Raw genomic sequence first — 25858 nt, 5'->3', positions numbered from 1 at the left:
CGTGGCCGCCCCGCAAGTCCGTCTCTGACTGGGGTGGCGTCAGATTTCGGCGTCGGCCAGATGGGCCAGGTCGTCCATCCGGTCCTCCCAGGATTGACCGCTGGCGACCAGGCAGGTGCGCCCGTCGGGCAAGGTGACGGTCACGGTCCAGCTGCCCGTCTCGGGGGAGGCGAACACCTCGACCACGCGATTCTTGCTGCCCAGCCCGATGCCCCGGCGGGTTTCGCCGTACCCGGCGGACAATCGCTCCAGAACGTCGGCGCGGGGGCCGCAATTGGTCCCCTGCGCCCCGGCGGGTTCCGCAAACAGCATGAGCACCGCGCCGATCAACGTGGCGTAGAAGATGTTGGCGATCATCTGTGTTTTCGTCATGGCGTGTTCCTTTCGCAGATCCGGCCACGACAGAGAGAGAGGGTGCAGGGCCGTCTCATCCATGTGTGGTCCGGATTTCCCCGACCGAACTATGGTCATAATCTGCGCGACGGAGGTGGAGATTCGGTTAATGGAACAGGTGGTGCGTTCGCCGGTCGCGTCGCACATCGAAAATCGCCGGCGCAATAATCATGCCGTGGAGCTAAACTTCCTTGCCAATCATTGCGTAAGATGTTTGCAACCGCAGCAAGGAGAGCCGCCATGACCCAGACAGATCGCCCATTCCGTTCCGTCCTGTATATTCCCGGATCCAAGCCGCGCGCGTTGGAAAAGGCCCGGACCTTGCCGGTGGACGCGATCATATTCGATCTGGAAGATGCGGTTTTACCGGACGAAAAGAAAGCCGCTCGGACCACGCTGATCCAGGCCTTTCGGGAGGGTGGATATGGGCCGCGGCAGTGCATCGTGCGCGTCAATGGGGCCGATACGCCCTGGGGCGCGGACGATCTGGCCGCCATCGCGCCGCTGGCCCCCGATGCGATCCTGCTGCCGAAGGTCGGCGCGCCGGACGATGTCGCCGCGGCCGCGATGCATCTGACAGGCAATACCGCGATCTGGGCCATGATGGAGAGCCCCCAGGGCATTCTGAACGCCGCCGCCATCGCCCGCGCGCCGCATATGGGCGGCTTCGTCATGGGGACGAACGATTTGGCCAAGGATCTCGGCTGTCGCGACCGGCCCGACCGTATGCCGTTGATGACATCGTTGCAGACCTGCCTTCTGGCGGCGCGTGCGGCGGGCATTCCCTGTATCGACGGAGTCTTTAACGCCTTCCGCGACGACGATGGGCTGCGCGCGGAATGTCGGCAGGGCCGCGACATCGGCATGGACGGCAAAACGCTGATCCATCCGGCGCAGATCGCCATCGCGAACGCCGCCTTCGGGCCGACGCAGGACGACCTTGATCTCGCTCGCCGGCAGATCGACGCCTTCGACGCCGCGGTGGCGCAGGGACAGGGGGTCGCCGTGCTGGACGGACGCATCGTCGAGAACCTTCATGTGGACACGGCCCGTCGGACACTGGCAAAGCAGGAGGCGATTGCCGCGTTGGAGGGTTGATATGACATACCTGATCCTCGGCCTCGCCCTTTGGGTCGGGGCGCATATGTTCAAACGGGTCGCACCGGGACCGCGCGCCCGGATTGGCGATCCGGGCAAGGGCCTGATCGCCGTTCTGCTGGTCGGGTCGGTTATCCTGATGATCGTCGGCTACCGCGCCGCGCCGTACATTCCCGTATGGGAGCCGCCGAGCGTCCTGCGGCACGTGAACAACCTGCTCATGGTGGTTGCCTTCTACGTTTACGGCGTGGGCGCGACCAAGGGTCTGTTGTCCGCGCGCCTTCGCCATCCGCAGCTGACCGGCTTCACGATCTGGGCGGGTGCGCATCTGTTGGTGAACGGTGATCTGGCCGCGATGATCCTGTTCGGCGGACTGCTGGTGTGGGCCTTGGCCGAAATCGCCCTCATCAACCGCAGCCAGCCATGGCAGCGCCCCGAAGTCGTTTCGATCAAGGGCGACCTTGTCGCGCTGATCGTCGGTTTGATCCTCATGTCCATCGCCGCCGGAGTTCACATCTGGCTTGGCGTCAATCCATTCGGAGGCTGATATGTCCACGCTCTACCGCCTGCTCACCGAGGAGGATACCTCGGCCTTCTGCCACAAGGTCAGCGATGCCTTGGCGAAGGGATGGGTCCTGCACGGATCGCCTTGCTATACGCATGATCCCACAAGCGGCCTTCTGCGCTGCGCACAGGCCGTGACCAAGGACGTGGATGCGGCGTATTCCCCCGACATGAAACTGGGCGCGCAATGACCTCGAAAACCAATCCGGGCCGCTTCTTCGAGGATTACACCGTCGGCGACGTGATCCGGCACGCGGTGCCCCGGACCTTGGCCGAGGGAGAGCGGGCGATGTACACCGCGCTCTACCCGCAGCGCTTTGCGCTCCACTCGTCGGATGCCTTCGCGCTGTGGTGCGGGTTGGACGGCAGCCCGATGGACGATCTGATCACCTTTCACACCGTGTTCGGCAAGACGGTGCCCGACGTGTCCCTGAACGCCATCGCGAACCTCGGTTATGCAGACGGGCGGTTCCTGCAACCCGTGTTCCCCGGTGATACGCTGCGCTCGGAATCCGAGGTGATCGGCGTCAAGCAGAACTCGAACGGCAAATCCGGCGTCGTCTGGGTACGCACGACCGGGATCAACCAGTCGGACGAGCCTGTGCTGAGTTATGTGCGTTGGGTGATGGTGCGCAAACGCGACCCCGAGGCCGCGGCCCCCGAAGCGATCATCCCGGATCTGATCGAAGTGGTGCCCGCGGCCGACCTTCTGGTGCCGGACGGCCTGAATTTCGACGACTACGATTTCGCATCGGCCGGAGAGCCGCACCGCGCCGCCGATTATGCCATCGGAGAGACGATCGACCACATCGACGGCGTCACGATCGAGGAGGCCGAGCACATGCTCGCCACCCGGCTGTGGCAGAACACCGCCAAGGTCCATTTCGACGCCACCCACCGCGACGACGGCAAGCGTCTGATCTATGGCGGGCACGTCATTTCGCTGGCGCGCGCGCTGTCGTTCAATGGGTTGGCGAATGCGCAATGCATCGCCGCCATCAACGGCGGGTCCCACGCCAACCCATGTTTCGCGGGCGACACCGTGCGGGCCTGGTCCGAGGTTCTGGATAAGGCCGAGGTCGCGCCGGGGATCGCCGCGTTGCGCTTGCGCCTGGTGGCTACGCGGGGGCGCGCTTTCGCGTTGCGCGGCGACGATGGGAAATATCTGCCCGATGTCCTGCTCGACCTCGACTACTGGGCACTGATGCCGGCGTGATCCGGCTGATCGCCCTGTGCTGTCTCCTCTGGCCCGCCGCCGGACCGGCGCGCGCGGATTTCGTCCATAACAACCTGCGCTTCACGCTGTATCACGAACTGGGCCATGCAGTGATCGATCAGTTGGATCTGTACGTCTTTGGCACACAGGAAACCGCGGCCGACAGCTTTGCCATGGTGCTGGCCGACCGCCTGTTGTCGGAGGCGGAGATGACCCGGCTCATCATCGATGTGACTGACCTGGGGCGACAGGAAGCGGCGGAGGAGCTTTTCGATCCGTGGGATGAATACATGCCGGGCGCGCAGCGGCTGGCCCGGGCGATTTGCCTTTACTACGGCCTCGACCCGGCGGCACGGGGCATGACGGCGCGCGCACTCGGGATGCCGCGCGACTCCGAGTGGGATTGCGCCGATGACGCGACGGTGACCGAAGCGGCCTGGGCGGCGGTGCTGCACGATCTGACCCCGCGCCCCGGTAGCCCGCGCAGTCTGCGTCCGGGACGTAGCGGCAAGGCACTGCGTCTGCTGTCGGACGACATCGCGCGGATCAACTCCGCACTGACCCTGCCACGACCGATCCCCGTGATTCAGGTAGACTGCGGCGAGGACAACGCCTTTTACCTCGACGTGGAAGAACGGATCGAGTTCTGCGCCGAGATGGTCGAGGCCCTGCGGATGCGCCGCCCCCAGTGAAGCGCGGTATCAGGTTGCGACGCCGTTTTCCGCGAAAGGATCATGGCCCCAGTTCTTGAGCGAGTATTCCCAATCCGTGCCCTTCGGGTCGTCCGGCACCTGTGCGCCGTGGCGATTGATGTAGCCGACGACCTTACCCATGTGATCCCACTGATCGTCGGTCAGGTCCTCTTTGTTGGTGCGCTTGATCTTGACGATACGCCGACCCGACTCGTGGCCCGTCGATTCCCCGTCGTCTTCGTTCGCGCCCACGGATTTGCTCTCGTCCGTCTCGAGCCAATCCTCCAGTTCTTGCGGTGCCATGTTCACCAGATCGCGCCATTCGTCCCAGATTTCTTCGCGGGATTTCGACATATCGTGCCTCCGTTCAGTCAGGTGAAAAGCGAACCGTACAGCGCAAACTGTGGTTCCACGCTGATTTGTGATCACGAAGATCGCGCCGCGATCACAGGGTTTGCCGATTTCCATCTTTTTCGCCGTGCTGCGACCGCGCGCCCCCGTGACTCCGCTGTAAAAACCATTAGAACAACGCAGAACGACCGACCAACGACCAAAGGAGGCCCGCGATGGCCGACGTGAACCGTGGCAACCGGCCCCTGAGTCCGCACCTGCAGATCTATCGTCCGCAGCTGACGTCGATCACTTCTATTCTGACGCGGATCACGGGCAATGCGCTCATCCTGGCTGGTCTGATGGTCACCTGGTGGTTCGTCGCCCTTGCCGCCGGACCAGATGCCTTCGCCACCGCCGATGCCTTTCTGACGTCGTGGTTCGGCAAGCTGGTGTTCCTCGGTTCGATCTGGGCGCTTTGGTATCACACGCTGGCCGGGATCCGTCACCTGATCTGGGATGCGGGCTACCTGCTAGAGGTGGAGTTGGCCGAGAAGCTGGGCTGGGGCATCATCGGTGCGTCGGTCCTGTTGACCCTGTTCACGATCATCGTCCTGTAAGGAGCGTCGCAATGGCTTATCTCACCGACCGCAAGCGCGTCGCGGGCCTCGGCGCTGCCGGGGCGGGTACCGAACACCACTGGCATCAGACCCTTCTGTCCGCCGCGCTGGTTGTCCTGGTGCCGCTGTTCCTGTTCACCTTCGGCGCGATCTTGGGCGCCCCGTACGAGGAGGTCGTGGCCTACTACTCCCGACCCTGGCCCGCGCTGATCGCTCTGCTGACGCTGACCGTCGGTTGGGTGCATTTCGCCAAGGGTGTTCAGGTCCTGATCGAAGATTACGTATCGGGCATTGCCCGTAAGGTCGCCATCATCGCGACCACATGCCTCAGCTACGCCGCGGCGCTGGCCTGCGTTTACGCATTGGCCCGTCTGGCCCTGCAATAAGGAACGACCTCATGGCAGCTTACGAATACGAGACCCACGAATACGACGTCGTCGTCGTCGGTGCCGGCGGTGCCGGTCTGCGCGCGACGCTGGGCATGGCCGAACAGGGTCTGCGCACGGCGTGCATCACCAAGGTTTTCCCGACGCGGTCGCACACCGTCGCGGCGCAGGGCGGGATCGCCGCATCCCTGGGCAACATGGGCCCCGACAGCTGGCAATGGCACATGTACGATACCGTCAAGGGGTCGGATTGGCTGGGCGATACGGATGCCATGGAGTATCTGGCCCGCGAGGCGCCCAAGGCGGTCTACGAGCTGGAGCATTACGGCGTCCCGTTCAGCCGCACCGAAGAGGGCAAGATCTACCAACGGCCCTTCGGCGGGCACACCACCGAATACGGTGAAGGCCCAGCCGTACAGCGCACCTGTGCCGCCGCCGACCGGACCGGCCACGCGATCCTGCACACGCTCTACGGTCAATCGCTCAAGCAGAAGGCCGAGTTCTTCATCGAGTATTTCGCCATCGACCTGATCATGTCGGACGAGGGCGAATGCCAGGGCGTGCTCTGCTGGAAGCTGGACGACGGCACGCTGCACCTGTTCAGCGCCAAGATGACGGTGCTGGCGACCGGCGGCTATGGCCGCGCCTACTTCTCGGCGACTTCTGCCCATACCTGCACCGGCGACGGTGGCGGCATGGTGGCCCGGGCGGGCCTGCCGCTTCAGGACATGGAGTTCGTGCAGTTCCATCCCACAGGCATCTACGGGGCCGGGTGCCTCATCACGGAAGGCGCGCGGGGCGAGGGCGGCTATCTCACCAATTCCGAAGGCGAGCGGTTCATGGAACGCTACGCGCCCACCTACAAGGACTTGGCGTCGCGCGATGTCGTCTCGCGCTGCATGACGATGGAGATCCGCGAGGGCCGGGGCGTGGGCAAGGACAAGGATCACATCCACCTGAACCTCAACCACCTGCCCGCCGAAACGCTCAAGCTGCGCCTGCCGGGCATCTCCGAGAGTGCGCGCATCTTCTCGGGCGTTGACGTCACCAAGGAGCCGGTGCCGGTTCTGCCGACGGTTCACTACAACATGGGCGGCATTCCGACGAACTACTGGGGCGAAGTGCTTGCCCCCAAGGACGGCGATGACAACCGCGTGTCGCCGGGTCTGATGGCCGTGGGCGAAGCCGGTTGCGCGTCGGTCCACGGGGCGAACCGCCTCGGCTCCAACTCGTTGATCGACCTGGTGGTCTTCGGACGCGCCGCCGCGATCCGCGCCGGTGAGATCGTCGATCCGAACAGCGCCGTGCCCAGCCCGAACATGCGCTCGGTCGAAATGGCTCTGGCTCGTTTCGACGGGTTGCGCCACGCGCGCGGCCAGGTCGGTACCGCAGAACTGCGTTTGGAAATGCAAAAGACGATGCAGGACGACGCCGCCGTGTTCCGCACCTCCGAAACCCTGAGCCAGGGCAAGGAAAAGATGGAAGGGATCGCGACCAAGCTCAGCGATCTGTCGGTCACCGACAACACGCTGATCTGGAACTCCGATCTGATGGAAACGCTGGAACTCGCCAATCTGATGCCCAACGCCGTGGCCACAGTGGTCGCCGCCGAAGCCCGTCAGGAAAGCCGCGGTGCCCACGCGCACGAGGATTTCCCTGATCGCGACGACGAGAACTGGCGCAAGCATTCGCTGACCTGGTTCAAGGGCGAGGAGCAGAAGGCCAACCTCGGCTATCGCGGCGTGCACACGAACCCGCTGACGTCGCACAACGACGGCGGCATCGATCTTAAAAAGATCGCGCCCAAGGCGCGCGTGTATTGAATGCTCGCTGACGGCCCCCCTTTGTCGGAGCCCGGCCCGATCTTGCCCGGAGAGACGCCCTGTCGTTTCTTCGGGATGGTCGTGCCGCCGCTCAGCGCGGGGGCCGCGCTTTTGCTGATATCGGCCTGCATGCCGACTGGACCCGACGCGCGGCGCGAAGCCTATCTCGATTGCGCGCGTGATCAGGGCCTGACGGTCGAGGATGGCACGATCCGCACCGGCAGCGCCGCAGATCTGCGGCGGCTGGACGCCTGTCAGGCGGTGCCGCGATGATCCGCGCCCTGATCCTGTTACCACTGCTCGCCGCTTGCGCGCCGGTGCCGATGACGCCTGAACGCGCGGCGCGCGAATGTCGCGCCAACGTCGGTCAGGCCGACGGTACTTCCGGGTCTGTCGGGGCGGGTATCTCCAACAACGGGCCGGTTTCGACCGGGAACATCACCATCACCAACCGCGTCTTCAACCCGCAGTCCGAGACCGAATTCCTGGCCGCGTGTATCGCCCGAAAGATGGAAGGCCGCCCCGAGCCGACGACCTTCGGCATCTCAGCCGGGAGCCGTCGCTGATGATCCGATTGGCGTTCCCTTTGGCGGTGCTGGTTTTGGCCGGATGCAACGCGGTCGGCGGCACCGGGCGCAGCGTCGCCGTCGCCGACAGTCAGGTGCAGCCCGGACTCGCCTCCTGCTTGGCCACGATCGGGCGCGCGGACGTCGCGGTTGTTCCGGACGCGCCGATGTCGGACGCCGAGATCGAGGCGCTGCTGTCGTGCACTGCCGATCGGGCCAGCCGCTGATGGATCTGATCGCGCCCCGCGTCCTGTGCATTGGCACGCATCACAAAACCGGCACGCTGTGGATGCGCGCTGTGTTTCGCGCATTGGCCGACCGGCTGGGCGTGGCGCATCGTACGGTGTTTCCGGCGTCCGGAACCCGTCACGTGCCGGACGCCGACCGGGTGTTCCTATTCCAATGGTCCTCTGCTTTTCCGCAGGACATTCTGGACCGGCCCGATGCGCGGATCCTTCATATGATCCGCGACCCGCGCGACGTCCTCGTGTCCGGGATGCGCTATCATCTGACCGCCCCCGCCGACGGCGAAGATTTTCTGCATTCCGCCCGCGCCGATCTGGACGGTTTAACGTATCAGCAGCACCTCAATGCGCTGCCCGACGACACCACCCGTCTGATGTTCGAGATGGAAGAAAAACACGCCGAGACCCTGAAAGCGATGACCGCCTGGACGCCGCGCGCGAACACGATCGAAGTCCGCTACGAGGATCTGATGGCGGACGTCGAGGGGCGGGCGTTCCGCGACCACCTGCGCAATCTTGGCCTGCCTGAACCCGAGGTGGCATTGGGGGGGCAGATCTTTTGGGACAACGCCCTGTTCGGGGGTCTGGCCGATGCGGGCGCGCGCAGCGACCGGGTGAAGGCCCATATTACCGGGACCGCAACCCGCGACTGGCGCAGCAGCCTTCCGCACGATGTCGCGTCGACCTATGCCGTCCGGCACGGCGACGCGCTGGTGCAGCTCGGCTATGAAAGCCATCCAACCGACTGGACGCAGGAGATACGCGATGCGGCTTGAAGTCCTTCTGTTCCCACTGGCCGTTGCGGCCTGCAATTCGCCGCTGGCCGACGAGATTGCGCGCGACGCGGCCAAGCGCACGGTGAACCCCATCGTCGCTGCCCGTTTTCCGGGCGTGCCGCTGACCCCGGCCACGGATTGCATCATCGACAACGCCAGCGCGGGTGAAATCCTGCAACTGGCCAGCGCCGCCGGAACCGGCGCCAACGACACCGCCACGCGCATCGTCCTTGATGTTGCCGCGCGGCCCGACACAATCCAATGCATCGCGACCCAAGGTCTGCCGGTGCTGCTCAATACCCTCTAGGAGGACGACATGGTTCAATTTACCCTTCCCAAGAACTCCAAGATCACCGTGGGCAAAACCTGGCCCAAGCCCGAGGGCGCGAACAACCTCAAGAAGTTCCAGATTTATCGCTGGAACCCCGAGGATGGAAAAAACCCGCGTCTCGACACCTATTGGGTCGATCTGGACACCTGTGGGCCGATGGTTCTGGACGCGATCATCAAGATCAAGAACGAGATCGACCCCACGCTGACCTTCCGCCGGTCCTGCCGGGAAGGCATCTGCGGATCCTGCGCGATGAATATCGACGGGGTGAATACGCTGGCCTGCACCTGGGGCATCGACGAGGTGAAGGGCGATGTGAAGATCTATCCGCTGCCGCACATGCCGGTCATCAAGGACCTGATCCCGGACCTGACCCACTTCTATGCGCAGCACGCCTCGGTCATGCCGTGGCTGGAGACCAAGTCGAACGTCCCGGCCAAGGAATGGCGTCAGTCCATCGAAGACCGCGAGAAGCTTGACGGTCTGTATGAATGCATCATGTGCGCTTCTTGCTCGACGTCTTGCCCGAGCTATTGGTGGAACGGCGATCGCTACCTCGGACCGGCCGCGCTGCTCCACGCATATCGCTGGATCATCGACTCCCGCGACGAGGCGACGGGAGAGCGGCTGGATGATCTGGAGGATCCGTTCAAGCTCTACCGCTGCCACACGATCATGAACTGCGCCAAATCCTGCCCCAAGGGTCTGAACCCGGCCAAGGCGATCGCGAATATCAAGAAGATGATGATCGACCGGCACGTCTGACCGGCACGTCTGACTGGCGCGGCAGCATCCCCAAAGGCCCGCGGCACACCCGTGGGCCTTTCGTGTTCACGGTGCCATGACGTCGGTGCGTCTTGGCATGTCTTCTTTACCTGAACTGCACTGCGCGCGATGTCTCCGCCAGAGCGAGACGGAAATCGCGCCAAATCTGGAAAAACTGAGCGGGATGGGCCCAGACGTCTTTGCCGCCTCCATGATCTTGGAGGAGCAGCTTTGGTGGTGGCAGGTGAGAGATATATATTTATCAGTGGGATATGCGTCATCCAACCCGAACGTACCGGCCCCGGAATTTTCTCGGAGTCTGCGATGACGCTGATCCGGCCGAAGGGTCGCGTCTTTGCCGATCGAAAGAAATAAGTCTCTTTTGCTCGTTCCCGGAACGAAGACCTGCTGCCCGGCGTTTCACTGATTTTCAAAGCCGCGATTCGGTGCGCGGCCCTAAACAAAAAGGCCCCCACGCGGTAAACGTGGGGGCCGGTACTCGTTAACGAAACTGAGGTCTTGCACAAAAAACACGTGCACCCCGGGCAGACCAATACGCGGTCATTTGAGAATTCCTGTGTCGTCGCCAAGGCATTCCCGGCAAATTACTCGTAATTCGCCCATACTTTACAGGTGTTTGATAGACATTAGCGCGGCCGAAGACGCAATCTATCCTTTTCGACAGGTCGTCGGGCGGGCGGCGTTTCCGACCAATCGTGAGTTCCACCACAGTGTTTCTGGAAGGTCTCTTCCGGCAGAGCCTGGCTTGGACCAGGACGGCGAAAGATCTGCATATCTTCGTCCTATCCCGGGTATCCGGTGCGGATGCGGCCAAGCGGTCCTTGCACAGAACCAGCTCTATGTCGGCATCGATCGATAAAATCGGTGCAGAACGGAAAAGCCGTGATTTTGTGAATTTTCAGTCTTGACCCGAATTCGATTTGGTCTCATCTGGCCGGCATAGACGCCAACGCACGCGCCTCTGGCACGGCTCAGGCGGCCCTCATGGGTCACCCGCACGGTTACGTAGCGACGGTAACGTCTCCCTTGGAAGTGAGCGGTCTGCACCGGGTTGATCCGGGATGGCCGGGTCTATTGGAGATGACCAATGAATGCAGTCACCGGCTTCGGCCGTTCGTCCACCTTTGTCGCCCCCGTCAGCCGCGTCGAATCCTATATCGCGGCGCATGAATTTGCCCATCCGACCTTGGTGATCGACGTCGACGCGGTCGAGCGTCAGTTCCGTGCCCTGTCCGCCGGGCTGGTCCGGGCCGACGGCAGCCACGCTCACATCCACTACGCGGTTAAGGCCAACCCGCACCACGCCATCATCGAGCGTCTGGTCGCCTTGGGATCTGGTTTCGACGCCGCATCGCGCGGAGAGATCGAGCTTGTCTTGGGGCAAGGGGCCGACGTCGAGCGTGTGTCGTTTGGCAATACCATCAAGAAAGCCTCCGACATTCGCTGGGCGCACGGCGTGGGCATCACATTGTTCGCCGCTGACGCCGAGGAAGAGCTGGAAAAACTGGCCGAGAACGCGCCGGGTGCCCGCGTCTACATCCGCGTCATCGTCGATAACCCCGAGGCTGATTGGCCGCTGTCGCGTAAGTTCGGCTGTGCGTCCGACAAGGTGATGACCCTGCTGGGCCGCGCCCGTGATCTGGGCCTTGTCCCCTATGGTCTGTCGTTCCACGTCGGCTCCCAAACGCGCGAGGCGCGCATGTGGACCGGCACGCTGGATCAGGTCGCGGCTATCTGGGACCGCGCGCAGGACGAAGGGTTCGACCTTCAGCTTTTGAACATCGGCGGTGGCTTTCCCGCGTTCTACGGTCAGGAAATCCAGGCCCCGACCTCTTACGCGCGTGCCGTGATCGACCTCATCGAGGCACGCTTCTCGGACGTGCCGCAGATAATGGCCGAACCGGGTCGGGGCATGGTGGCGGAGGCCGGGGCCATCGCCGCCGAGGTCGTTCTGGTATCCAAGAAGTCCGAAAACGACCTGCATCGCTGGGTGTATCTTGATATCGGCCGCTTCTCGGGCTTGGCCGAAACGGAAGGCGAGGCGATCCGCTATCAGTTCGTCACCCCCCGCGACGGGGACGAGTGCGGTCCCTGCGTCCTGGCCGGTCCGTCTTGCGACAGCGCGGATGTGATGTACGAAAAGCGTCCCCTTCAGTTGCCCCTGTCGCTTCGGGCCGGCGACAGGGTCATCATTCGCAACTGCGGTGCCTACACGACGACCTATTCATCCGTCGGCTTCAACGGTTTCCCGCCGCTGGATTCGGTCGTCATCTGACGCGCCAGCGGGGCGGCCTTTATGCGAAGGCCGCCTCCAGCGCGATTTCGACCATGTCACCGAACGACGACTGCCGATCGGCGCTTGGCAATTGTTCTCCGGTCACAAGATGATCGCTGACGGTCAGAACGGCCAGTGCCCTGCATCCGTGCCGGGCCGCGAGATTGTAAAGCTCCGCCGCTTCCATCTCGACCGCAAGGATGCCGTGCCGGGTCATCATTTCGGTCAGGTCGGGGCGTTCGTCGTAGAACACATCCGACGAATAGATCCCGCCGACATGCACGTCGCTGCCTTTCGACTGCGCCGCGTCATAGGCCGTCCGCAGCAGGCCGAAATCGGCGCAGGGGGCGAAGTTCACCTCCCGAAAGATGCCCGCCGATGGGGTCGAGATGCTGCTGGCCGTCTGCGCCAGGATAACGTCGCGCATTTTAACGTGGGCCTGCATCGCCCCGGTCGATCCAATGCGGATCAGCGTCTTGGCCCCGAATTGGGTGATCAGCTCGTGGGCATAGATCGACAGGCTCGGCATTCCCATGCCCGACCCGTGGATCGTAACGCGGTTGCCGCGCCAGGTCCCGGTGAATCCCAACATGCCCCGGACGTCGTTGACCAATTTCGGATCTTCCAGAAATGTCTCCGCCGCCCATTTCGCCCGCAGCGGATCGCCCGGCATCAGGACGGTTTCGGCGATCTGGTCTTTCTTGGCGCGAATGTGGGCGGTCATGGAAAGCTCCGGGCAAAGAAAAGGGGCGCAATGCTGCGCCCCTTAAACCGTCATTCCAATATGGAAGTCTAGATCGCCAGATCGTCCGCCGTCTTGCCGGAGTCGATTGCGTCCTTGAACCATTGCGGTTGACGCCCGCGGCCAGACCACGTCTTGCCTGGGTTTTCGGGATGCACGAACTTCGGCGCGGCTGCCGACTTGGCTTTTTTGCCCCCGGTAAAGTCGCTGAGTGAAAAGCCCATGTCCCGCGCGATCGACTCCAGCTTGGATTGAGCCTCGGCCTTTTGCCGGTCGTCGTAATTCTTCAGGGCTGCGGTCACCTTCTTCTGAAGGTCCTGCAGCTCATCCTTGTTCATCTTGTCGAGATTCATTTCGCTCTCCGGTCTAATTCCCCAAACGCGATCTAATACCGGTGAATTACTTTTACAAGCAATTCCTATTGCGCCGCGATTTCCCTCGGATCGGCGAGTTCGATGATATCGCCCATGATCCGGTTCAATTCGAAATCCTTGGGCGTATAGACAGCCGAAACGCCAAGGCTGCGCAATCGCTGTGCGTCCTCGTCGGGAATGATGCCGCCGACGATCACTGGAACATCCGCAAGACCGGCGTCGTGCATCCGGCCCATCAGCTCCTCGACCAGCGGCAGATGACTGCCCGAAAGGATAGACAAGCCAACGACATGCACTCCCTCTTCCAAGGCAGCGGCCACGATGGCTTCTGGCGTCAGGCGGATGCCCTCGTAACGGATCGTCATGCCGCAATCGCGCGCACGGACGGCAATCTGTTCAGCCCCGTTGGAATGCCCGTCCAGGCCGGGCTTCCCCATCAGAAAAGTCAGGCGCTTGCCCAGTCTAGACGACACCGCATCGACGGCAGCCCTTAGGGCATCCAAGCCTTCGACGTCATTGGACGGTGACGACGACACCCCCGTCGGACCGCGGTATTCGCCGTGTACGGCCCGCATCACGCCGGCCCATTCGCCGGTCGTCACACCCACTTTTGCCGCCTGGATCGACGGCGGCATGATGTTCGCCCCGTCCCGCGCCGCCCGTGACAGCGCGTCCAGCGCGGCCTGAACCGCGCCGGCGTCACGTGCATCGCGCCAGGCGTCCAGGCGCCCGATCTGGTCGGCTTCGACCGCCGGATCGACGGTCATTATGCCACCGTCCTCTCCGACCAGGGGCGACGGCTCTCCGTCGATCCATGCATTGACGCCGACGACCGTGGTCTCGCCGCGCTCGATCCCGCCCAGACGGGCCGCATTCGACTCGACCAGGCGCGATTTCATATATTCGATCGATGCGACAGCACCGCCCATACCGTCCAGAATGGCCAATTCCGCGCGTGCGCTTTCCTTCAACGCTTCGACCTTCGCGGCGACTACGGGCGACCCGTCGAACAGGTCGCCGTATTCCAGAAGGTCGGTTTCATAGGCCAGGACCTGTTGCATCCGCAGGGACCATTGCTGATCCCATGGCCGCGGCAATCCCAATGCTTCATTCCAGGCGGGCAATTGCACCGCCCGCGCGCGTGCCGATTTGGAAAGGGTAACGGCGAGCATTTCCAGAAGGATGCGATAGACGTTGTTCTCGGGCTGCTGTTCGGTCAGGCCCAGTGAATTGACCTGGACCCCGTATCGGAAGCGTCGGTATCTCGCGTCCTCTACGCCATATCTCTCGCGGCAGATTTCGTCCCACAATTCCACGAAGGCGCGCATCTTGCACATTTCGGTGACGAACCGGATACCTGCGTTCACAAAGAACGAAATGCGCCCGACCAGCCGGGGAAAGTCCTCTGCCGGGACCTTGTCGCGCAATTCGTCCAGAACGGCCGTGGCGGTTGCCAGTGCAAAGGCCAGTTCCTGCTGCGGCGTCGCACCGGCTTCCTGCAGATGGTAGGAGCAGACGTTCATCGGATTCCATTTCGGGATCTCCGAATAACAATATTCCGCAACGTCCGAGATCAGCTTCATCGACGGTTTCGGCGGCAGGACATATGTGCCGCGCGACAGGTATTCCTTGACGATGTCGTTTTGGACCGTGCCTTGCAGCGCCTTGACGTCGGCACCCTGTTCCTCGGCCACGGCAACATAAAGCGCCAGCAACCAGGGGGCGGTGGCGTTGATCGTCATGGAGGTGTTCATTTGATCCAGCGGAATGTCCGCAAAGAGGCTGCGCATGTCTCCCAGATGCGCGATTGGCACGCCGACCTTGCCCACTTCGCCGCGCGCCAGAATGTGATCGCTGTCATATCCGGTCTGTGTGGGCAGGTCGAACGCGACGGAAAGTCCGGTCTGCCCTTTGGCCAGATTCGCGCGGTAGAGGGCGTTGGATTTTTCGGCTGTGGAATGACCGGCATAGGTCCGGAACAGCCAAGGCCGATCCTTGGCGGGGCGTTCGGCCTGCGATCCGTCATTCTGCACCATGGCAAGTCCCCTCGTAATAATGTTTCGTTGAATACTCGATTGGCGTCAGATTACGCAAGTCGTTTTCGCCGCACTGCGGCAGGACACAAAACGCCGATCCAATCGATCGTCCGGTACAGACGCCAATCGGTCCGACATGCCACTGGACAGGCCGGGGCGTTTCCCTAGGCTGATCCGATGACGCAGTGCCTGGCCCCCTGATCCGATGTTCCGCACCGTGGAGATGCCGATCTGGGCGCTTGTCCTGCTGCTCGTCTTTGCAGCCGTGACGTTCGCGTCGCACTTCCTTTTCCCGTCCGTGCGCTGGTTCTTTCGCAAGCGGGCCGAACGCCTTGTGGCCCGGCTGAACATTCGCCTCAAACGCCCGATTCAGCCGTTCAAGCTGGCGCGCCGGACCGATACGATCAACCGGCTGATCCACGATCCGGCGGTGGCGCAGGCGGTGATCGATTTTGCGCGCGAACGCGGCATTCCCGAAGACGTCGCCTATGAAACCGCGCGGCGGTATGCGCGCGAAATCGTGCCCGGGTTTTCCGCCCTTCTCTACTTCGGGATCGCGATGAAGCTGGCGCGCTGGACCTCGCGCAGCCTTTACCGTGTCCGCGTCAGCGGCGAGGAGGAGGCGCTGGCCGCCATCGACCCGAAGGCCACGGTCATCTACGTCCTCAATCACAGATCGAACATGGACTACGTTCTGGTGACATGGCTTGCCGCGCGTCAGACCGCGCTGGCCTATGCCGTGGGCGAATGGGCGCGGCGCTGGCCGCTGGGGCCGCTGATCCGCGCCCTCGGCGGGTACTTCGTGCGTCGCAAGGACCTGAACTCTCTCTATCGCAAGGTCCTGGCCCGCTATGTTCAAATCGCAACGGCCAACGGCGTGACGCAGGCCGTTTTCCCCGAAGGACGACTGTCGCGTGACGGTGCGTTGCAACCCGCAAAGCTCGGCATCCTCAGCTACATCATCGACGACCATGATCCGGCGCGCGACGTCGTCTTCGTGCCCGTTGCCGTCAATTACGAGCGTGTGCTGGAAGATCGCGTGCTGATCGCGGCCGACCAAGACGTCACGCGGAGTGTCGGGCTGCGCTGGTACACGGTCGCCCGCTATGTCTGGCGGCATGCGCAACTGCGGCTGACGGGACGGTTCACGCGCTTTGGATATGCCGCCGTCAGCTTCGGGCGACCGATCTCTTTGCACCGATTTCTCTGGCAGGGCCGGACCGACGCCGCCGCCGATCTGGGCACCGCCCTGCTGGAGCGCATCGACGAGGTGCTGCCCGTTCTGCCCCTTGCCCTGGTCTGCGAGGCGCTGGCGCAGGGCGCGCGCGATGTGGCTGTCGTCGCGGCCCATCTGGAACGCCGGTCCGAATATTTCCGCGACACCGGTCATCCGGTCTATCACGCCCTGCGCGCGCCCCGCGACACGGCGATGGTCGCGTTGCGAATGCTAGAGGTACGCAAGGCGATCACGCTGACTGACGACCGCATCACCATCCCCGACCCATGGCTTCCGGTCATTCAATATTATGCCCGCACCCTGCCGACCCCGGAAATCCCAGAGACATAAAATTACAAGATAGAAGATATTGGGGTTGGAAAGTTACCGGACGCCTGATAGTTTCGTTGCGACGCAGCGTGACTCGTTCCGCGCTGCAGCATTCACGCCGGAGGACAGGACATGGCTCTCGACACGCACGCTGCGCAACCCACCTACGACGCGGTCGCAAAGGACCTTTATGAGATGGGCGAAATGCCCCCGATGGGTCACGTGCCGAAGCAGATGTACGCCTGGGCCATTCGCCAGGAGCGTCATGGCGAGCCGGATACGGCAATGCAGCAGGAAATCGTCGATGTTCCCATCCTCGACAGCCACGAGGTTCTGGTCCTCGTGATGGCGGCGGGCGTGAACTATAACGGGGTCTGGGCCTCCCTCGGCACGCCGATCTCTCCGTTCGACGGGCACAAGGCCCCGTACCATATCGCCGGGTCTGACGCGTCCGGCATCGTCTGGGCCGTGGGTGATAAGGTCAAGCGCTGGAAGATCGGCGACGAGGTCGTGATCCATTGCAACCAAGACGACGGCGACGATGAGCATTGCAACGGCGGGGACCCGATGTATTCGCCCAGCCAGCGGATCTGGGGATATGAGACGCCCGACGGCTCCTTTGCGCAGTTCACCAACGTGCAGGCGCAACAGCTGATGCCCCGCCCCAAGCACCTCACCTGGGAGGAGAGCGCCTGCTATACGCTGACCCTCGCCACCGCTTATCGGATGCTTTTCGGGCATGAGCCGCATGATCTGAAGCCCGGTCAGAACGTGCTGGTCTGGGGGGCGTCGGGTGGCCTCGGCTCCTATGCGATCCAATTGATCAACACGGCGGGGGCCAACGCGATCGGCGTCATATCAGACGAGAGCAAGCGCGAGTTTGTCATGGGGCTTGGTGCCAAGGGCGTCATCAACCGGAACGATTTCAAATGCTGGGGTCAACTGCCCACCGTCAACACGCCCGAATACAAGGCGTGGTTCGTCGAGGCCCGCAAATTCGGCAAGGCAATCTGGGACATCACCGGCAAGGGCGTGAACGTCGACATGGTGTTCGAACATCCCGGTGAGGCGACGTTCCCGGTGTCCACCTTCGTGTGCAAGCAAGGCGGCATGGTCGTCATCTGTGCCGGCACGACCGGGTTCAACCTGACATTCGATGTGCGTTACATGTGGATGCACCAGAAGCGGCTCCAGGGATCGCATTTCGCCCATCTCAAGCAGGCGTCGGCGGCCAACAACCTGATGGTCGAACGGCGACTGGACCCCTGCATGTCGGAATGCTTCGGCTGGGTCGACCTGCCGGAGGCGCACATGAAGATGCGCCGTAACGAGCATAAGCCAGGCAATATGTCCGTTCTTGTTCAAGCTCCGAAGACGGGGCTGCGCACGCTTGAAGACGTGTTGGAGGCCGGACCCGCACGGTAATCTGCCACAGGTGATTCCGCGACCTTCGGCCCCGTCCACGCGACGGGGCCGTTCTCTTTCCGTTCTCTGGATTCAACGATACCAATGTAGTGTTGGCACCTGCCTCACCGGATCGGGGGAGGATGAATTCGTGAATTTCGGGGGAAATCGCCCGCGAGCTAAGATATTTTAAGACGCCATTAACCTTTGGAGGGGGAAAGTCGGATGACGAAGGACTGGATCATCGACGTGTTGGGCGACCTGCGCGGTTTTGCACGGGCCAATGGCCTGCCGACCCTGGCGGAGGAGCTGGAGGGGGCATTGGCCGTGGCTGCCTTGGAAATCGCGCAGCCTCCGACGGGGCAGGCGGAGCGGGATGGCGCGGAAACTGGACGACTTGCTGAATCGGCTCGCATGTGCGGCTGATCTAAAGGACCTGCAGGCCTCGATCTTCGGCTTGCGGGATGCCTACGACGTCGAACATCTCGTCTATCATTCGGTCAAATCGAACGGGGCCCAATGGGGCGCGCTGACCTATCCGCCCGGTTGGGTCGACGTCTATACCGCTCAGCGGTTTCAAACGGTCGATCCGGTCGTCCTGTCTTGTTTTCAGGGGTTTCGTCCCGTCGACTGGAAGCATCTGGATTGGTCGGGCAGGGTCGCGCGTACCGTATTGGGCGAGGGGATTGCGCACGGTCTGGGCAATCAGGGGTTCAGCCTGCCGATCCGGGGGCCGTCCGGACAGTTCGCCCTGTTTACCGTCAACCACCGGGCCGGTGACGACACTTGGGGGCGTTTTACCAAATCGCATCTCAACGACCTTCTTCTGGCGGCGCATTACGTCAACGAACGCGCGCTGGCCTTGGAAGGGGTGGAACTGCAACCGCGTCAGGCCCTGTCCCCGCGCGAGACGGATGCCCTGACGCTGCTGGCGGCGGGGCGGTCCCGGTCCCAGATCGCGGAAACCCTCAAGATCAGCGAACATACTTTGCGTGTCTATATCGAAGGCGCACGGCACAAGCTGGGGGCCCTCAACACCACCCACGCCGTCGCCAACGCGCTCGCCCGCGGGCTCATCTGCCTGTAACGCCGCGCGCCGCGCGTTGCGTCTGACACGGTGCACCGTACGCTAACGATCTGTTAACCCGTTCCCGATCAGCCCTTCCGTCCACGCGACAGGAAGGGACGACCATGATCCGCTACCTCTATGGCACGCAGCTGGGCGAGTTTCCCGATCTGGCGGCGGCGATGTTTCGCGACCGCACCGCACAGTTCCGCGACCGCATGGGATGGGACGTGACGGTGGATACGCTGGGTTGGGAAACGGACGATTACGACGCGCTCGACCCGCTCTACGTCATCGCCTGCGATGCGGGTGGCGGCCATGCCGGGTCCATGCGCTTCCTGCCGACGACGGGGCCGACGATGTTGGCCGACGTCTTTCCCAACCTTTTGCCCGCGCCGGTCTGCGACGCGGATACATGGGAATGCACCCGGTTCTGCCTGTCGCCCGGGGCGGATACCGATGTCGCACGACGGCTTTTGGTGGCAGCGTCGGAATTGGGCCTGAGCCTCGGGCTGCGCGCCGCCCTCGCGGTGTTCGACGCGCCGATGGACAGGGTCTATCGCCGCCTTGGCTGGGCCCCTCGGGTACTGGGGACGGCAGGCGGGATCAGCGCGGGCCGCTGGACCTTCGGCGCGGCGCGCCACGACGCGCTCTGCGCTGCTGCGAACGTGACGGCCACGCAATCGCGCGACTGGTGGGACGTGACGTTCGGCGACCTGTCCATCGTGCCTCTTCCCGTCCGCGCCTGAGCCACTACAAGGGGGCGATGAATACGCCCGCCCCGCAACTATCCCCCGATCAGGCCGAAGCCTGGGACCGTATCGCCGACGTTCTGTCGGACAGCGGCGTGTCGCTGGCCGATGGTTATGCCTCCGCGCGCGAGGACGAGGACAGCCGCGTTCTGGCGGTCACGGGCAAGGCCGGGTCGGGCAAGACGCTGCTGCTGGCGGAATTGGTCAAGACGCTGCGCGAGGCGGGCCTCGACATCGTGTCCGGCGACTATGAGCGCAAGAAGAAGGACCGCCGATCGCTGGCTGTGCTTGCCCCGACGAACAAGGCGGCGAGCGTTTTGCGCACGCGCGGTGTGCCCGCCACGACGATCCACCGCATCCTCTATACGCCCGTCTATGACCCGGAATACGAGCGGATCGCCGAATGGCTGGCCGGGGATGCCGACCGCCCCGAGACCGAAGCACTGTCGGACGACATGCTGGACCGCGCCAAGCGGGTCTTCGATGAAACCGGGTCGGTGCCGGGTGCGCTGGCCGCCGCTGGCTTGCGCGGCAGCGATTTCATCACCGGGTGGAAGCGACGCGAAAACGCACTCGACATCGGGTTCGTCGATGAATCCTCCATGCTCGACGACAAGCAGTTCGAGGACCTGAAGGAAATCTTCCCCACTCTCGTGCTATTCGGCGATCCGGCGCAGCTGGCTCCGGTGAACCAATCGGGGCGCATGGTCTTTGACCGCTTTTCCGGCGACGATCACCTGCATCTGGACCGCGTCCACCGGCAGGAGGCGGATAGCCCGATCTTGGACCTGGCCCATGCGTTGGGCGACCCGCAGCTGGACTTTCAGACGTTCGAGCAGATGATCGAAGCGGCGGCCGCCAAAGACGACAGGGTCGTTGTGGCCAGTCGCGTCGACAGCGACCTTATGGCCCGGTCGCCCGTTCTTGTCTGGCGCAACGCCACTCGCATCCGCCTGATCCGCGCGTTCCGGCAGGCGCACGGGGCCGACGACACGATGATGCTGCCGGGGGAGCCGTTGATCTGCGACGGTCTTGAACTGCCCCTGAAACATCGCAAACGCCGCATCGACCTGGAGGCGCGGGGCCTGATCAAGGGCGCGCAGGTCGTGTACCTCGGGCCGGGGCGCAAGCCGGGGTTTTCCAAGTTGCACGTCGTCGGCGCGCCGGAACCGGAGATCTCGGTCAGCAGCATCGTCAAGATCGAACACCCGGACGAAGAAGAGCCGTTCTTGCCTTTCGCCGCGCACATGGGCGCGGCTTTCCTGCACGGCGCCGCCGTTACGACCCACAAGGCGCAAGGATCCCAGTGGGATCAGGTGCAGGTCTTCGCCCCCGATCTCTACGCTGCCAGCCATGCAGGCCGGGTGGAGGCGGGGCAACAGCTGTGGAAGCGGCTGGCCTATGTCGCCATCACACGGGCCGTCAGCCGCCTGCACTGGGTCAAGCGCTATGCCCTCGCCATGCCGAAGACGCCGCTCGATACATCGGATCTGAAGGTGGAGACGGTGCCGCTTACCTTGGAAGCGCAGGAGGAAGAGACATGAAAACAATCCTGATCACCGGTGCCTCCTCGGGCATTGGGGCCGCGACCGCGCGGCTGTTCCTTGACCAAGGTTGGACCGTGGGTCTGATGGCGCGGCGCGAAGATGCCCTGCGCGCCGTCGCCGATGGGCACCCGAACGCCCATGTCCTGCCTGGTGACGTCAGCGATCCGGATCAGGCCGAAGCCGCGGTCGACGCCTTCGTCGACCGCGCCGGTCGCCTCGACGTGCTGTTCAATAACGCGGGCATTTTCTTGCCTGCCGCCGACATAGACCGCACGTCGGTCGATGACTGGAACCGGGCCGTGTCGGTGAACCTGACGGGCATGTTCTTGATGGCGCGCGCCGCATTCCGCGTAATGCGCGCGCAGGGGACAGGCCGGATCGTCAACAACGGTTCGATCAGCGCCCATGTCCCGCGCGAAGGGGCGGTGACCTATACGGTCACCAAACACGCCATCACCGGTCTGACGAAGCAGTTGGCCTTGGACGGCCGACCCCTGAACATCGCTTGCGGCCAGATCGACATCGGCAACGCGAAGACGCCGATGCTGGAGGAGCTGGACGCGGCGCAGCGTGCGGGCGGGGGCGACGGGGTGGCGATGATGGCGGTGGACGACGCGGCCCGCGCGGTTCTTCACATGGCGGACCTGCCCGAGGGCACGAATGTCCTGACCATGACGATCATGGCCAGCGCGATGCCCTATGTCGGACGCGGCTAGGCTTTGAAGACCCGGAAAATCGCGGACGCGCCCCAACCGGCGGCGATCGCGATGAACAGCGACAAAAGTCCGTAGAGGAAAGGTTGCTCATGGGCGAGGGCATAGATCCACCGCTCCATCCCCACCTTCTGCACGTAGATCGACGTGCCATAGCTGTCGACGATCGTGCCGTCCCGCGTCAGAAAGATGCTCGTTTCGTAATTGCCTTCGGTCAGATCGGCCGGCAACGCGATCTCGGCCGAAAACAGGGTCGAATCCCGGACTTGCACCGCCGCCTCCGCCGACCCGTAAATGCCGGCGTCGGTGTTCACCCGGATCAGCGCACTCAGGAAATCGGCATCGATGGCTGGCGTCCCTTCGGGGGCGGTCGCGGTCACGGCACGCGGGGTGGTTATGCCCCACAGCGCATCCTCTTCGGGCGAGAGCGCATCCGCCAGCGGGACGGAGGAGGCGACGGCATAGAAGCTGGGCACGCCGGACACCTCGACGGAATCGGTGTTGACCCAGATGCCCAGGCGGCGGTCCTTGCGCCGCACGACCACCTCTTCACGCGGGCCGGTCACGGTCACGATGATGGCGAGTTGCTGGCCCTCCGGCTCGGGTCGATCGCGCTTCACGGCCCCGAAGATCAGGATCTCTGAGCCGTCGAAATTGGTCGAGATGGAGATGCGGTCCTGACTCATGTCGGCCACGATTTCCTCGGCCCGCAGGGGCAGCGCCGCGATCAGCAGAACCACGAGGAGCCGGATCATCCGTGGCCCCCCGCGGTGCCGATGGAGTAGAGTTCGGCCGGTTGCAAAAGCAGGTCCAGCGCCAGCTTGCCGCAGACCGCCAGCACCATGATCGCCAGCAGGATGCGAAGCGATTCCGCCTTCATCTTCACACCGATCCGCGTGCCGATCTGTGCGCCGACGACGCCGCCCACCAGCAACAGGACCGCCAGCACCATATCCACGGTATAATTCGTCGTCGCGTGCAGCATCGTGGCGAACGCGGTCACGAAGATGATCTGAAACAGCGACGTGCCCACCACGACCTTGGTCGGCATCCCCAGCAGATAGATCATTGCGGGCACCATGATAAACCCGCCGCCCACGCCCATGATCGCAGCCAGGACGCCAACGAACAGGCCCACCAAAACCGGGGGAATGACGCTGATGTAGAGGCCGCTGGTGCGGAATTTCATCTTGAGCGGCAGCGCGTCGATCCATGTGCGTTGACGACGCACGGTCTTGGGTGCGGGGCCGGCGCTGCGTGACTTGCGGATCGCGTTCAGCGACTCGAGGAACATCAGGCCGCCGATCACGCCGAGGAACAGCACGTAGCAGAGCTTCACCAGCAGATCGACCTGGCCCAACTCGCGCAGGATGGCGAAGACCTGCACGCCGAGTGCCGCCCCGACCAGACCCCCGACCAGCAGGACCCAGCCCATTCGGAAGTCGACCGTCTTGCGTTTCACATGCGCCAGCACGCCCGAGAAAGAGGAGGCGACGATCTGGTTCGCTTCGGTCGCCACGGCGACAGCGGGGGGAATGCCGATCATGAACAACAGCGGCGTCATCAGGAACCCGCCCCCGACGCCGAACATCCCCGACAGAACGCCGACCAGCCCGCCGAGCCCCAAAAGCAGGAAGGCATTGACCGAAACTTCGGCGATGGGCAGGTAGATCTGCAAGGCGGCACCTCGTCGGCGGATGCCCTCCCTTGTCGAGAATGGGACCCGGAGTGTCAAACCCGGACCCCTTGGAAACCGGGCCAATATCACGCGGGACGAGCGTTGGACCTAGAGCCGGTGGCGGTCTGGCACCAATGGCTGACGGCTCGGCCCGTCAGGTGAGAAACCGGGTCAGCACCTTCTCCAGTTTCGCGGCCCCCAGCGGGGCCATGGCCTTCGTGTGATCGTGGCTGATCGCCTCATCCGAGAGGCCCGCGGCCATATTGGTGATGGTCGAGATCGCGGCGGCCTTCAGGCCCAGGAACCGCGCGAGGATCACCTCCGGCACCGTCGACATGCCGACGGCATCCGCCCCCAGCGTGCGGATGGCGCGGATTTCGGCGGGCGTCTCGAAGGAGGGTCCGGAATACCAGGCATAGACGCCTTCATGCAGGTCCACGTCTTCGGCGCGGGCGGCATCGCGCAGGGCGGTGCGCAGCCCCGGATCGTGGGCATCGCCCATCGGAACGAATCGCCGGTCGGTCGGTTCGCCGATCAGGGGATTGAGGCCCGAGAAGTTGATGTGATCCGACAGCAGCATCAGCGACCCTGTCGGCATGTCGGCGCGCAAGGATCCTGCGGCGTTCGTCGCGATCACGCCTTCCGCGCCCAGTTCGGCCAGCACTTCCAAGGGCAGGCGCATCGCGTCTGACCGCCCGTTTTCATAGTAATGCGCCCGCCCGCCGAACACGGCGACGCGCGTGTTGCCCAACGTGCCGATCACCAGCTTGGGGTTGTGGCCGGACACGCCGGCATGGGGAAAACCGGGCAGGTCGGCATAGTCGATCGCGACGCCGTCGATCTGATTGGCCAGGTGGCCCAATCCAGACCCGAGGATCAGGCCCAGACGCGGTGCCTCCGTCCCCGCGCGGTCACGGATTAGGGCGGCGAGCTCAGCGCTCCTTGACATAAGGCTCCCCCCCGGCGCGCGGCGGGATGGCCTTGCCGACGAAACCGGCCAGGATCACCACCGTCAGGATATAGGGCAGGGCCTGCATGAATTGCGTGGGGATCGGAATGCCGAACAGGTCCAGCGACTGGAACCGGTTGCCGAGCGCCTCCAGCAGACCGAACAGGAGCGTTGCGCCAAGCGCGTACCAGGGCCGCCACTTGGCGAAGATGAGCGCGGCCAGCGCGATGAAGCCCCGGCCTGCCGACATTTCTTTGACGAAACCGGCAGACAGAGCCGTCGCCAGATAGGCCCCCGCGACACCGCACAGGACGCCGCAGATCATCACGGCGGCATAGCGCAGGCCCACGACGCTGACGCCCGCTGTGTCGACGGCAGCCGGGTTTTCGCCCACGGCCCGCAGGCGCAGGCCGAAGCGTGTGCGAAACAGGACCCACCACGATAGCGGCACGAGGGCCAAAGCGACATAGACAAGGATCGAATGGCCCGACAGCAGATCCGCATAGATCGGGCCGAGGTAGGGCACATCGCGGATCGCGTTGGCGAAGGGCAGGGTGATCTCCTGGAACCGGGCCGGTCCTTCCAACTGCGGCGTCCGCCCGCCCAGCGAAAACCACGCCTCTCCGATCACCACTGTCAGGCCGGAGGCGAGGAAGTTGATCGCAACGCCGGAGATGAGCTGATTGCCGCGGAACGTGATCGACGCGACGCCGTGGATCAGGGCCAGCACCAGTGACGCAGCGATACCTGCGAGCAGGCCAAGCCAGACATCGCCGGTGAAACTGGCGACGGCCGCCGACATGAAGGCCGAGGCGAGCATCTTGCCCTCCAGCCCGATGTCGAAGATGCCCGCGCGTTCCGAGAAGAGCCCGGCAAGGCAGGCGAGAAGCAGCGGCGTTGCAAGGCGCAGCGAGCTGTCGAGGATCTGGATAATGCCGAGATAGTCCATG

31 protein-coding genes are annotated in these 25858 nt (G+C 63.6%); 22 read left to right on the top strand and 9 right to left on the bottom strand.

Translation table 11 applies throughout. The features are described from left to right. Nucleotides 1–39: 39 nt before the first annotated feature. Nucleotides 40–372 carry a hypothetical protein gene (locus JDO7802_RS04995; RefSeq protein ID WP_083481033.1) on the bottom strand — a complete coding sequence of 111 codons (333 nt, stop codon included), beginning with the start codon at nucleotides 370–372 and terminating at the stop codon, nucleotides 40–42. A gap of 261 nt (nucleotides 373–633) precedes the next feature. On the opposite strand from JDO7802_RS04995, the gene JDO7802_RS04990 reads away from it, so the two are divergent. The 5 genes from JDO7802_RS04990 to JDO7802_RS04970 are packed head-to-tail and all read left to right on the top strand — an operon-like array spanning nucleotide 634 to nucleotide 3963. Continuing rightward, on the top strand, nucleotides 634–1491 hold the full coding sequence (locus JDO7802_RS04990; RefSeq protein WP_055083284.1) for an HpcH/HpaI aldolase/citrate lyase family protein: 858 nt from the start codon (nucleotides 634–636) through the stop codon (nucleotides 1489–1491). A 1-nt stretch (nucleotide 1492) separates the two neighbouring features. Beyond that, complete coding sequence (locus tag JDO7802_RS04985; RefSeq protein WP_055083282.1) at nucleotides 1493–2038, top strand: NnrU family protein; 546 nt, start codon at nucleotides 1493–1495, stop codon at nucleotides 2036–2038. Nucleotide 2039: 1 nt separating this feature from the next. Further along, the gene (locus JDO7802_RS04980) at nucleotides 2040–2246 is read left to right on the top strand and encodes a DUF1737 domain-containing protein (protein ID WP_055083280.1); all 207 of its coding nucleotides are present in this window, start codon (nucleotides 2040–2042) and stop codon (nucleotides 2244–2246) included. After that, complete coding sequence (locus JDO7802_RS04975) at nucleotides 2243–3271, top strand: MaoC family dehydratase (RefSeq protein WP_055083278.1); 1029 nt, start codon at nucleotides 2243–2245, stop codon at nucleotides 3269–3271. Before JDO7802_RS04980 ends, JDO7802_RS04975 begins: the two co-directional genes overlap by 4 nt. Next, nucleotides 3268–3963 carry a DUF4344 domain-containing metallopeptidase gene (locus JDO7802_RS04970; protein ID WP_055083276.1) on the top strand — a complete coding sequence of 232 codons (696 nt, stop codon included), beginning with the start codon at nucleotides 3268–3270 and terminating at the stop codon, nucleotides 3961–3963. The genes JDO7802_RS04975 and JDO7802_RS04970 overlap by 4 nt, the downstream gene beginning before the upstream one ends. A 9-nt stretch (nucleotides 3964–3972) precedes the next feature. Here JDO7802_RS04970 and JDO7802_RS04965 read toward each other — a convergent pair whose 3' ends face one another. Then, nucleotides 3973–4317, bottom strand: coding sequence for a DUF3140 domain-containing protein (locus tag JDO7802_RS04965; RefSeq protein ID WP_055083274.1), 345 nt, complete (start codon nucleotides 4315–4317; stop codon nucleotides 3973–3975). A gap of 212 nt (nucleotides 4318–4529) precedes the next feature. Here JDO7802_RS04965 and sdhC point away from each other — a divergent pair, with 212 nt between their 5' ends. The 10 genes from sdhC to JDO7802_RS04915 all read left to right on the top strand — a co-directional run bounded on the left by sdhC (nucleotide 4530) and on the right by JDO7802_RS04915 (nucleotide 12101). Then, a complete protein-coding gene (gene sdhC, locus JDO7802_RS04960; RefSeq protein WP_055083271.1) occupies nucleotides 4530–4913 on the top strand; it encodes a succinate dehydrogenase, cytochrome b556 subunit in 384 nt (127 codons plus the stop codon). Between the two features lie 11 nt (nucleotides 4914–4924). Next, a complete protein-coding gene (gene sdhD / locus JDO7802_RS04955) occupies nucleotides 4925–5299 on the top strand; it encodes a succinate dehydrogenase, hydrophobic membrane anchor protein (RefSeq protein ID WP_055083269.1) in 375 nt (124 codons plus the stop codon). Nucleotides 5300–5310: 11 nt separating this feature from the next. Next, the gene (gene sdhA, locus JDO7802_RS04950; protein WP_055083267.1) at nucleotides 5311–7122 is read left to right on the top strand and encodes a succinate dehydrogenase flavoprotein subunit; all 1812 of its coding nucleotides are present in this window, start codon (nucleotides 5311–5313) and stop codon (nucleotides 7120–7122) included. Beyond that, nucleotides 7123–7395, top strand: a complete 273-nt coding sequence (locus JDO7802_RS04945; RefSeq protein ID WP_055083266.1) for a hypothetical protein — start codon at nucleotides 7123–7125, stop codon at nucleotides 7393–7395. After that, nucleotides 7392–7688 (top strand): hypothetical protein, encoded by a 297-nt coding sequence (locus JDO7802_RS04940; protein WP_055083264.1) that lies wholly within the window; start codon nucleotides 7392–7394, stop codon nucleotides 7686–7688. The genes JDO7802_RS04945 and JDO7802_RS04940 overlap by 4 nt, the downstream gene beginning before the upstream one ends. Beyond that, complete coding sequence (locus JDO7802_RS18205; RefSeq protein ID WP_055083262.1) at nucleotides 7688–7915, top strand: hypothetical protein; 228 nt, start codon at nucleotides 7688–7690, stop codon at nucleotides 7913–7915. The genes JDO7802_RS04940 and JDO7802_RS18205 overlap by 1 nt, the downstream gene beginning before the upstream one ends. Continuing rightward, nucleotides 7915–8709 (top strand): sulfotransferase, encoded by a 795-nt coding sequence (locus tag JDO7802_RS04930; RefSeq protein ID WP_083481031.1) that lies wholly within the window; start codon nucleotides 7915–7917, stop codon nucleotides 8707–8709. Before JDO7802_RS18205 ends, JDO7802_RS04930 begins: the two co-directional genes overlap by 1 nt. After that, the gene (locus JDO7802_RS04925) at nucleotides 8699–9016 is read left to right on the top strand and encodes a hypothetical protein (protein ID WP_055083259.1); all 318 of its coding nucleotides are present in this window, start codon (nucleotides 8699–8701) and stop codon (nucleotides 9014–9016) included. The genes JDO7802_RS04930 and JDO7802_RS04925 overlap by 11 nt, the downstream gene beginning before the upstream one ends. A 9-nt stretch (nucleotides 9017–9025) precedes the next feature. Continuing rightward, complete coding sequence (locus JDO7802_RS04920; RefSeq protein ID WP_055083257.1) at nucleotides 9026–9805, top strand: succinate dehydrogenase iron-sulfur subunit; 780 nt, start codon at nucleotides 9026–9028, stop codon at nucleotides 9803–9805. Nucleotides 9806–10913: 1108 nt separating this feature from the next. Then, on the top strand, nucleotides 10914–12101 hold the full coding sequence (locus JDO7802_RS04915; protein WP_055083255.1) for a type III PLP-dependent enzyme: 1188 nt from the start codon (nucleotides 10914–10916) through the stop codon (nucleotides 12099–12101). Between the two features lie 19 nt (nucleotides 12102–12120). Here JDO7802_RS04915 and deoD read toward each other — a convergent pair whose 3' ends face one another. The 3 genes from deoD to JDO7802_RS04900 form a co-directional block, all read right to left on the bottom strand. Beyond that, complete coding sequence (deoD, locus tag JDO7802_RS04910) at nucleotides 12121–12825, bottom strand: purine-nucleoside phosphorylase (RefSeq protein WP_055083253.1); 705 nt, start codon at nucleotides 12823–12825, stop codon at nucleotides 12121–12123. 68 nt (nucleotides 12826–12893) lie between these two features. After that, the gene (locus tag JDO7802_RS04905; RefSeq protein ID WP_055083251.1) at nucleotides 12894–13196 is read right to left on the bottom strand and encodes an H-NS histone family protein; all 303 of its coding nucleotides are present in this window, start codon (nucleotides 13194–13196) and stop codon (nucleotides 12894–12896) included. Nucleotides 13197–13261: 65 nt separating this feature from the next. Next, entirely contained in the window at nucleotides 13262–15253 is a 1992-nt protein-coding gene (locus JDO7802_RS04900) for a protein meaA (RefSeq protein ID WP_055083249.1), read from the bottom strand. A 205-nt stretch (nucleotides 15254–15458) separates the two neighbouring features. On the opposite strand from JDO7802_RS04900, the gene JDO7802_RS04895 reads away from it, so the two are divergent. The 7 genes from JDO7802_RS04895 to JDO7802_RS04870 all read left to right on the top strand — a co-directional run bounded on the left by JDO7802_RS04895 (nucleotide 15459) and on the right by JDO7802_RS04870 (nucleotide 22284). After that, a complete protein-coding gene (locus JDO7802_RS04895) occupies nucleotides 15459–16820 on the top strand; it encodes a 1-acyl-sn-glycerol-3-phosphate acyltransferase (protein WP_055083247.1) in 1362 nt (453 codons plus the stop codon). A gap of 111 nt (nucleotides 16821–16931) precedes the next feature. Next, nucleotides 16932–18224 carry a crotonyl-CoA carboxylase/reductase gene (gene ccrA / locus JDO7802_RS04890; RefSeq protein ID WP_055083245.1) on the top strand — a complete coding sequence of 431 codons (1293 nt, stop codon included), beginning with the start codon at nucleotides 16932–16934 and terminating at the stop codon, nucleotides 18222–18224. Nucleotides 18225–18428: 204 nt separating this feature from the next. Next, a complete protein-coding gene (locus JDO7802_RS17910) occupies nucleotides 18429–18629 on the top strand; it encodes a hypothetical protein (RefSeq protein WP_144430528.1) in 201 nt (66 codons plus the stop codon). Then, nucleotides 18580–19290: a helix-turn-helix transcriptional regulator gene (locus JDO7802_RS04885; RefSeq protein ID WP_055083242.1), complete on the top strand. Its 711-nt coding sequence runs from the start codon at nucleotides 18580–18582 to the stop codon at nucleotides 19288–19290. Before JDO7802_RS17910 ends, JDO7802_RS04885 begins: the two co-directional genes overlap by 50 nt. Nucleotides 19291–19394: 104 nt before the next feature. Further along, nucleotides 19395–20018 (top strand): acyl-homoserine-lactone synthase, encoded by a 624-nt coding sequence (locus JDO7802_RS04880; RefSeq protein ID WP_055083240.1) that lies wholly within the window; start codon nucleotides 19395–19397, stop codon nucleotides 20016–20018. 17 nt (nucleotides 20019–20035) lie between these two features. Beyond that, complete coding sequence (locus JDO7802_RS04875; RefSeq protein ID WP_055083238.1) at nucleotides 20036–21565, top strand: ATP-dependent DNA helicase; 1530 nt, start codon at nucleotides 20036–20038, stop codon at nucleotides 21563–21565. After that, entirely contained in the window at nucleotides 21562–22284 is a 723-nt protein-coding gene (locus JDO7802_RS04870) for an SDR family oxidoreductase (RefSeq protein WP_055083235.1), read from the top strand. Before JDO7802_RS04875 ends, JDO7802_RS04870 begins: the two co-directional genes overlap by 4 nt. Here the strand turns inward: JDO7802_RS04870 and JDO7802_RS04865 are convergent. The 4 genes from JDO7802_RS04865 to JDO7802_RS04850 form a co-directional block, all read right to left on the bottom strand. Next, entirely contained in the window at nucleotides 22281–23036 is a 756-nt protein-coding gene (locus tag JDO7802_RS04865; RefSeq protein ID WP_055083233.1) for a TIGR02186 family protein, read from the bottom strand. The genes JDO7802_RS04870 and JDO7802_RS04865 overlap by 4 nt on opposite strands. After that, nucleotides 23033–23959, bottom strand: a complete 927-nt coding sequence (locus JDO7802_RS04860; RefSeq protein WP_055083231.1) for a sulfite exporter TauE/SafE family protein — start codon at nucleotides 23957–23959, stop codon at nucleotides 23033–23035. The genes JDO7802_RS04865 and JDO7802_RS04860 overlap by 4 nt, the downstream gene beginning before the upstream one ends. A 154-nt stretch (nucleotides 23960–24113) precedes the next feature. Then, nucleotides 24114–24908: a purine-nucleoside phosphorylase gene (locus tag JDO7802_RS04855; protein WP_055083229.1), complete on the bottom strand. Its 795-nt coding sequence runs from the start codon at nucleotides 24906–24908 to the stop codon at nucleotides 24114–24116. Further along, a complete protein-coding gene (locus JDO7802_RS04850) occupies nucleotides 24892–25857 on the bottom strand; it encodes an ABC transporter permease (RefSeq protein ID WP_055083227.1) in 966 nt (321 codons plus the stop codon). The genes JDO7802_RS04855 and JDO7802_RS04850 overlap by 17 nt, the downstream gene beginning before the upstream one ends. Nucleotide 25858: the final 1 nt, after the last annotated feature.

This window comes from Jannaschia donghaensis, assembly GCF_001403795.1.
In the GTDB taxonomy this organism is placed as follows: Bacteria; Pseudomonadota; Alphaproteobacteria; order Rhodobacterales; family Rhodobacteraceae; genus Jannaschia; species Jannaschia donghaensis.
This window is presented reverse-complemented; position numbering and strand designations above follow the sequence as displayed.

What these genes read in the sequence shown, in the direction of transcription:
- JDO7802_RS04995 (WP_083481033.1), bottom strand. Translation starts at nt 372, where the DNA reads ATGACGAAAACACAGATGATCGCCAACATCTTCTACGCCACGTTGATC.
- JDO7802_RS04990 (WP_055083284.1), top strand. Translation starts at nt 634, where the DNA reads ATGACCCAGACAGATCGCCCATTCCGTTCCGTCCTGTATATTCCCGGA.
- JDO7802_RS04985 (WP_055083282.1), top strand. Translation starts at nt 1,493, where the DNA reads ATGACATACCTGATCCTCGGCCTCGCCCTTTGGGTCGGGGCGCATATG.
- JDO7802_RS04980 (WP_055083280.1), top strand. Translation starts at nt 2,040, where the DNA reads ATGTCCACGCTCTACCGCCTGCTCACCGAGGAGGATACCTCGGCCTTC.
- JDO7802_RS04975 (WP_055083278.1), top strand. Translation starts at nt 2,243, where the DNA reads ATGACCTCGAAAACCAATCCGGGCCGCTTCTTCGAGGATTACACCGTC.
- JDO7802_RS04965 (WP_055083274.1), bottom strand. Translation starts at nt 4,317, where the DNA reads ATGTCGAAATCCCGCGAAGAAATCTGGGACGAATGGCGCGATCTGGTG.
- sdhC (WP_055083271.1), top strand. Translation starts at nt 4,530, where the DNA reads ATGGCCGACGTGAACCGTGGCAACCGGCCCCTGAGTCCGCACCTGCAG.
- sdhD (WP_055083269.1), top strand. Translation starts at nt 4,925, where the DNA reads ATGGCTTATCTCACCGACCGCAAGCGCGTCGCGGGCCTCGGCGCTGCC.
- sdhA (WP_055083267.1), top strand. Translation starts at nt 5,311, where the DNA reads ATGGCAGCTTACGAATACGAGACCCACGAATACGACGTCGTCGTCGTC.
- JDO7802_RS04945 (WP_055083266.1), top strand. Translation starts at nt 7,123, where the DNA reads ATGCTCGCTGACGGCCCCCCTTTGTCGGAGCCCGGCCCGATCTTGCCC.
- JDO7802_RS04940 (WP_055083264.1), top strand. Translation starts at nt 7,392, where the DNA reads ATGATCCGCGCCCTGATCCTGTTACCACTGCTCGCCGCTTGCGCGCCG.
- JDO7802_RS18205 (WP_055083262.1), top strand. Translation starts at nt 7,688, where the DNA reads ATGATCCGATTGGCGTTCCCTTTGGCGGTGCTGGTTTTGGCCGGATGC.
- JDO7802_RS04930 (WP_083481031.1), top strand. Translation starts at nt 7,915, where the DNA reads ATGGATCTGATCGCGCCCCGCGTCCTGTGCATTGGCACGCATCACAAA.
- JDO7802_RS04925 (WP_055083259.1), top strand. Translation starts at nt 8,699, where the DNA reads ATGCGGCTTGAAGTCCTTCTGTTCCCACTGGCCGTTGCGGCCTGCAAT.
- JDO7802_RS04920 (WP_055083257.1), top strand. Translation starts at nt 9,026, where the DNA reads ATGGTTCAATTTACCCTTCCCAAGAACTCCAAGATCACCGTGGGCAAA.
- JDO7802_RS04915 (WP_055083255.1), top strand. Translation starts at nt 10,914, where the DNA reads ATGAATGCAGTCACCGGCTTCGGCCGTTCGTCCACCTTTGTCGCCCCC.
- deoD (WP_055083253.1), bottom strand. Translation starts at nt 12,825, where the DNA reads ATGACCGCCCACATTCGCGCCAAGAAAGACCAGATCGCCGAAACCGTC.
- JDO7802_RS04905 (WP_055083251.1), bottom strand. Translation starts at nt 13,196, where the DNA reads ATGAATCTCGACAAGATGAACAAGGATGAGCTGCAGGACCTTCAGAAG.
- JDO7802_RS04900 (WP_055083249.1), bottom strand. Translation starts at nt 15,253, where the DNA reads ATGGTGCAGAATGACGGATCGCAGGCCGAACGCCCCGCCAAGGATCGG.
- JDO7802_RS04895 (WP_055083247.1), top strand. Translation starts at nt 15,459, where the DNA reads ATGTTCCGCACCGTGGAGATGCCGATCTGGGCGCTTGTCCTGCTGCTC.
- ccrA (WP_055083245.1), top strand. Translation starts at nt 16,932, where the DNA reads ATGGCTCTCGACACGCACGCTGCGCAACCCACCTACGACGCGGTCGCA.
- JDO7802_RS17910 (WP_144430528.1), top strand. Translation starts at nt 18,429, where the DNA reads ATGACGAAGGACTGGATCATCGACGTGTTGGGCGACCTGCGCGGTTTT.
- JDO7802_RS04885 (WP_055083242.1), top strand. Translation starts at nt 18,580, where the DNA reads ATGGCGCGGAAACTGGACGACTTGCTGAATCGGCTCGCATGTGCGGCT.
- JDO7802_RS04880 (WP_055083240.1), top strand. Translation starts at nt 19,395, where the DNA reads ATGATCCGCTACCTCTATGGCACGCAGCTGGGCGAGTTTCCCGATCTG.
- JDO7802_RS04875 (WP_055083238.1), top strand. Translation starts at nt 20,036, where the DNA reads ATGAATACGCCCGCCCCGCAACTATCCCCCGATCAGGCCGAAGCCTGG.
- JDO7802_RS04870 (WP_055083235.1), top strand. Translation starts at nt 21,562, where the DNA reads ATGAAAACAATCCTGATCACCGGTGCCTCCTCGGGCATTGGGGCCGCG.
- JDO7802_RS04865 (WP_055083233.1), bottom strand. Translation starts at nt 23,036, where the DNA reads ATGATCCGGCTCCTCGTGGTTCTGCTGATCGCGGCGCTGCCCCTGCGG.
- JDO7802_RS04855 (WP_055083229.1), bottom strand. Translation starts at nt 24,908, where the DNA reads ATGTCAAGGAGCGCTGAGCTCGCCGCCCTAATCCGTGACCGCGCGGGG.
- JDO7802_RS04850 (WP_055083227.1), bottom strand. Translation starts at nt 25,857, where the DNA reads ATGGACTATCTCGGCATTATCCAGATCCTCGACAGCTCGCTGCGCCTT.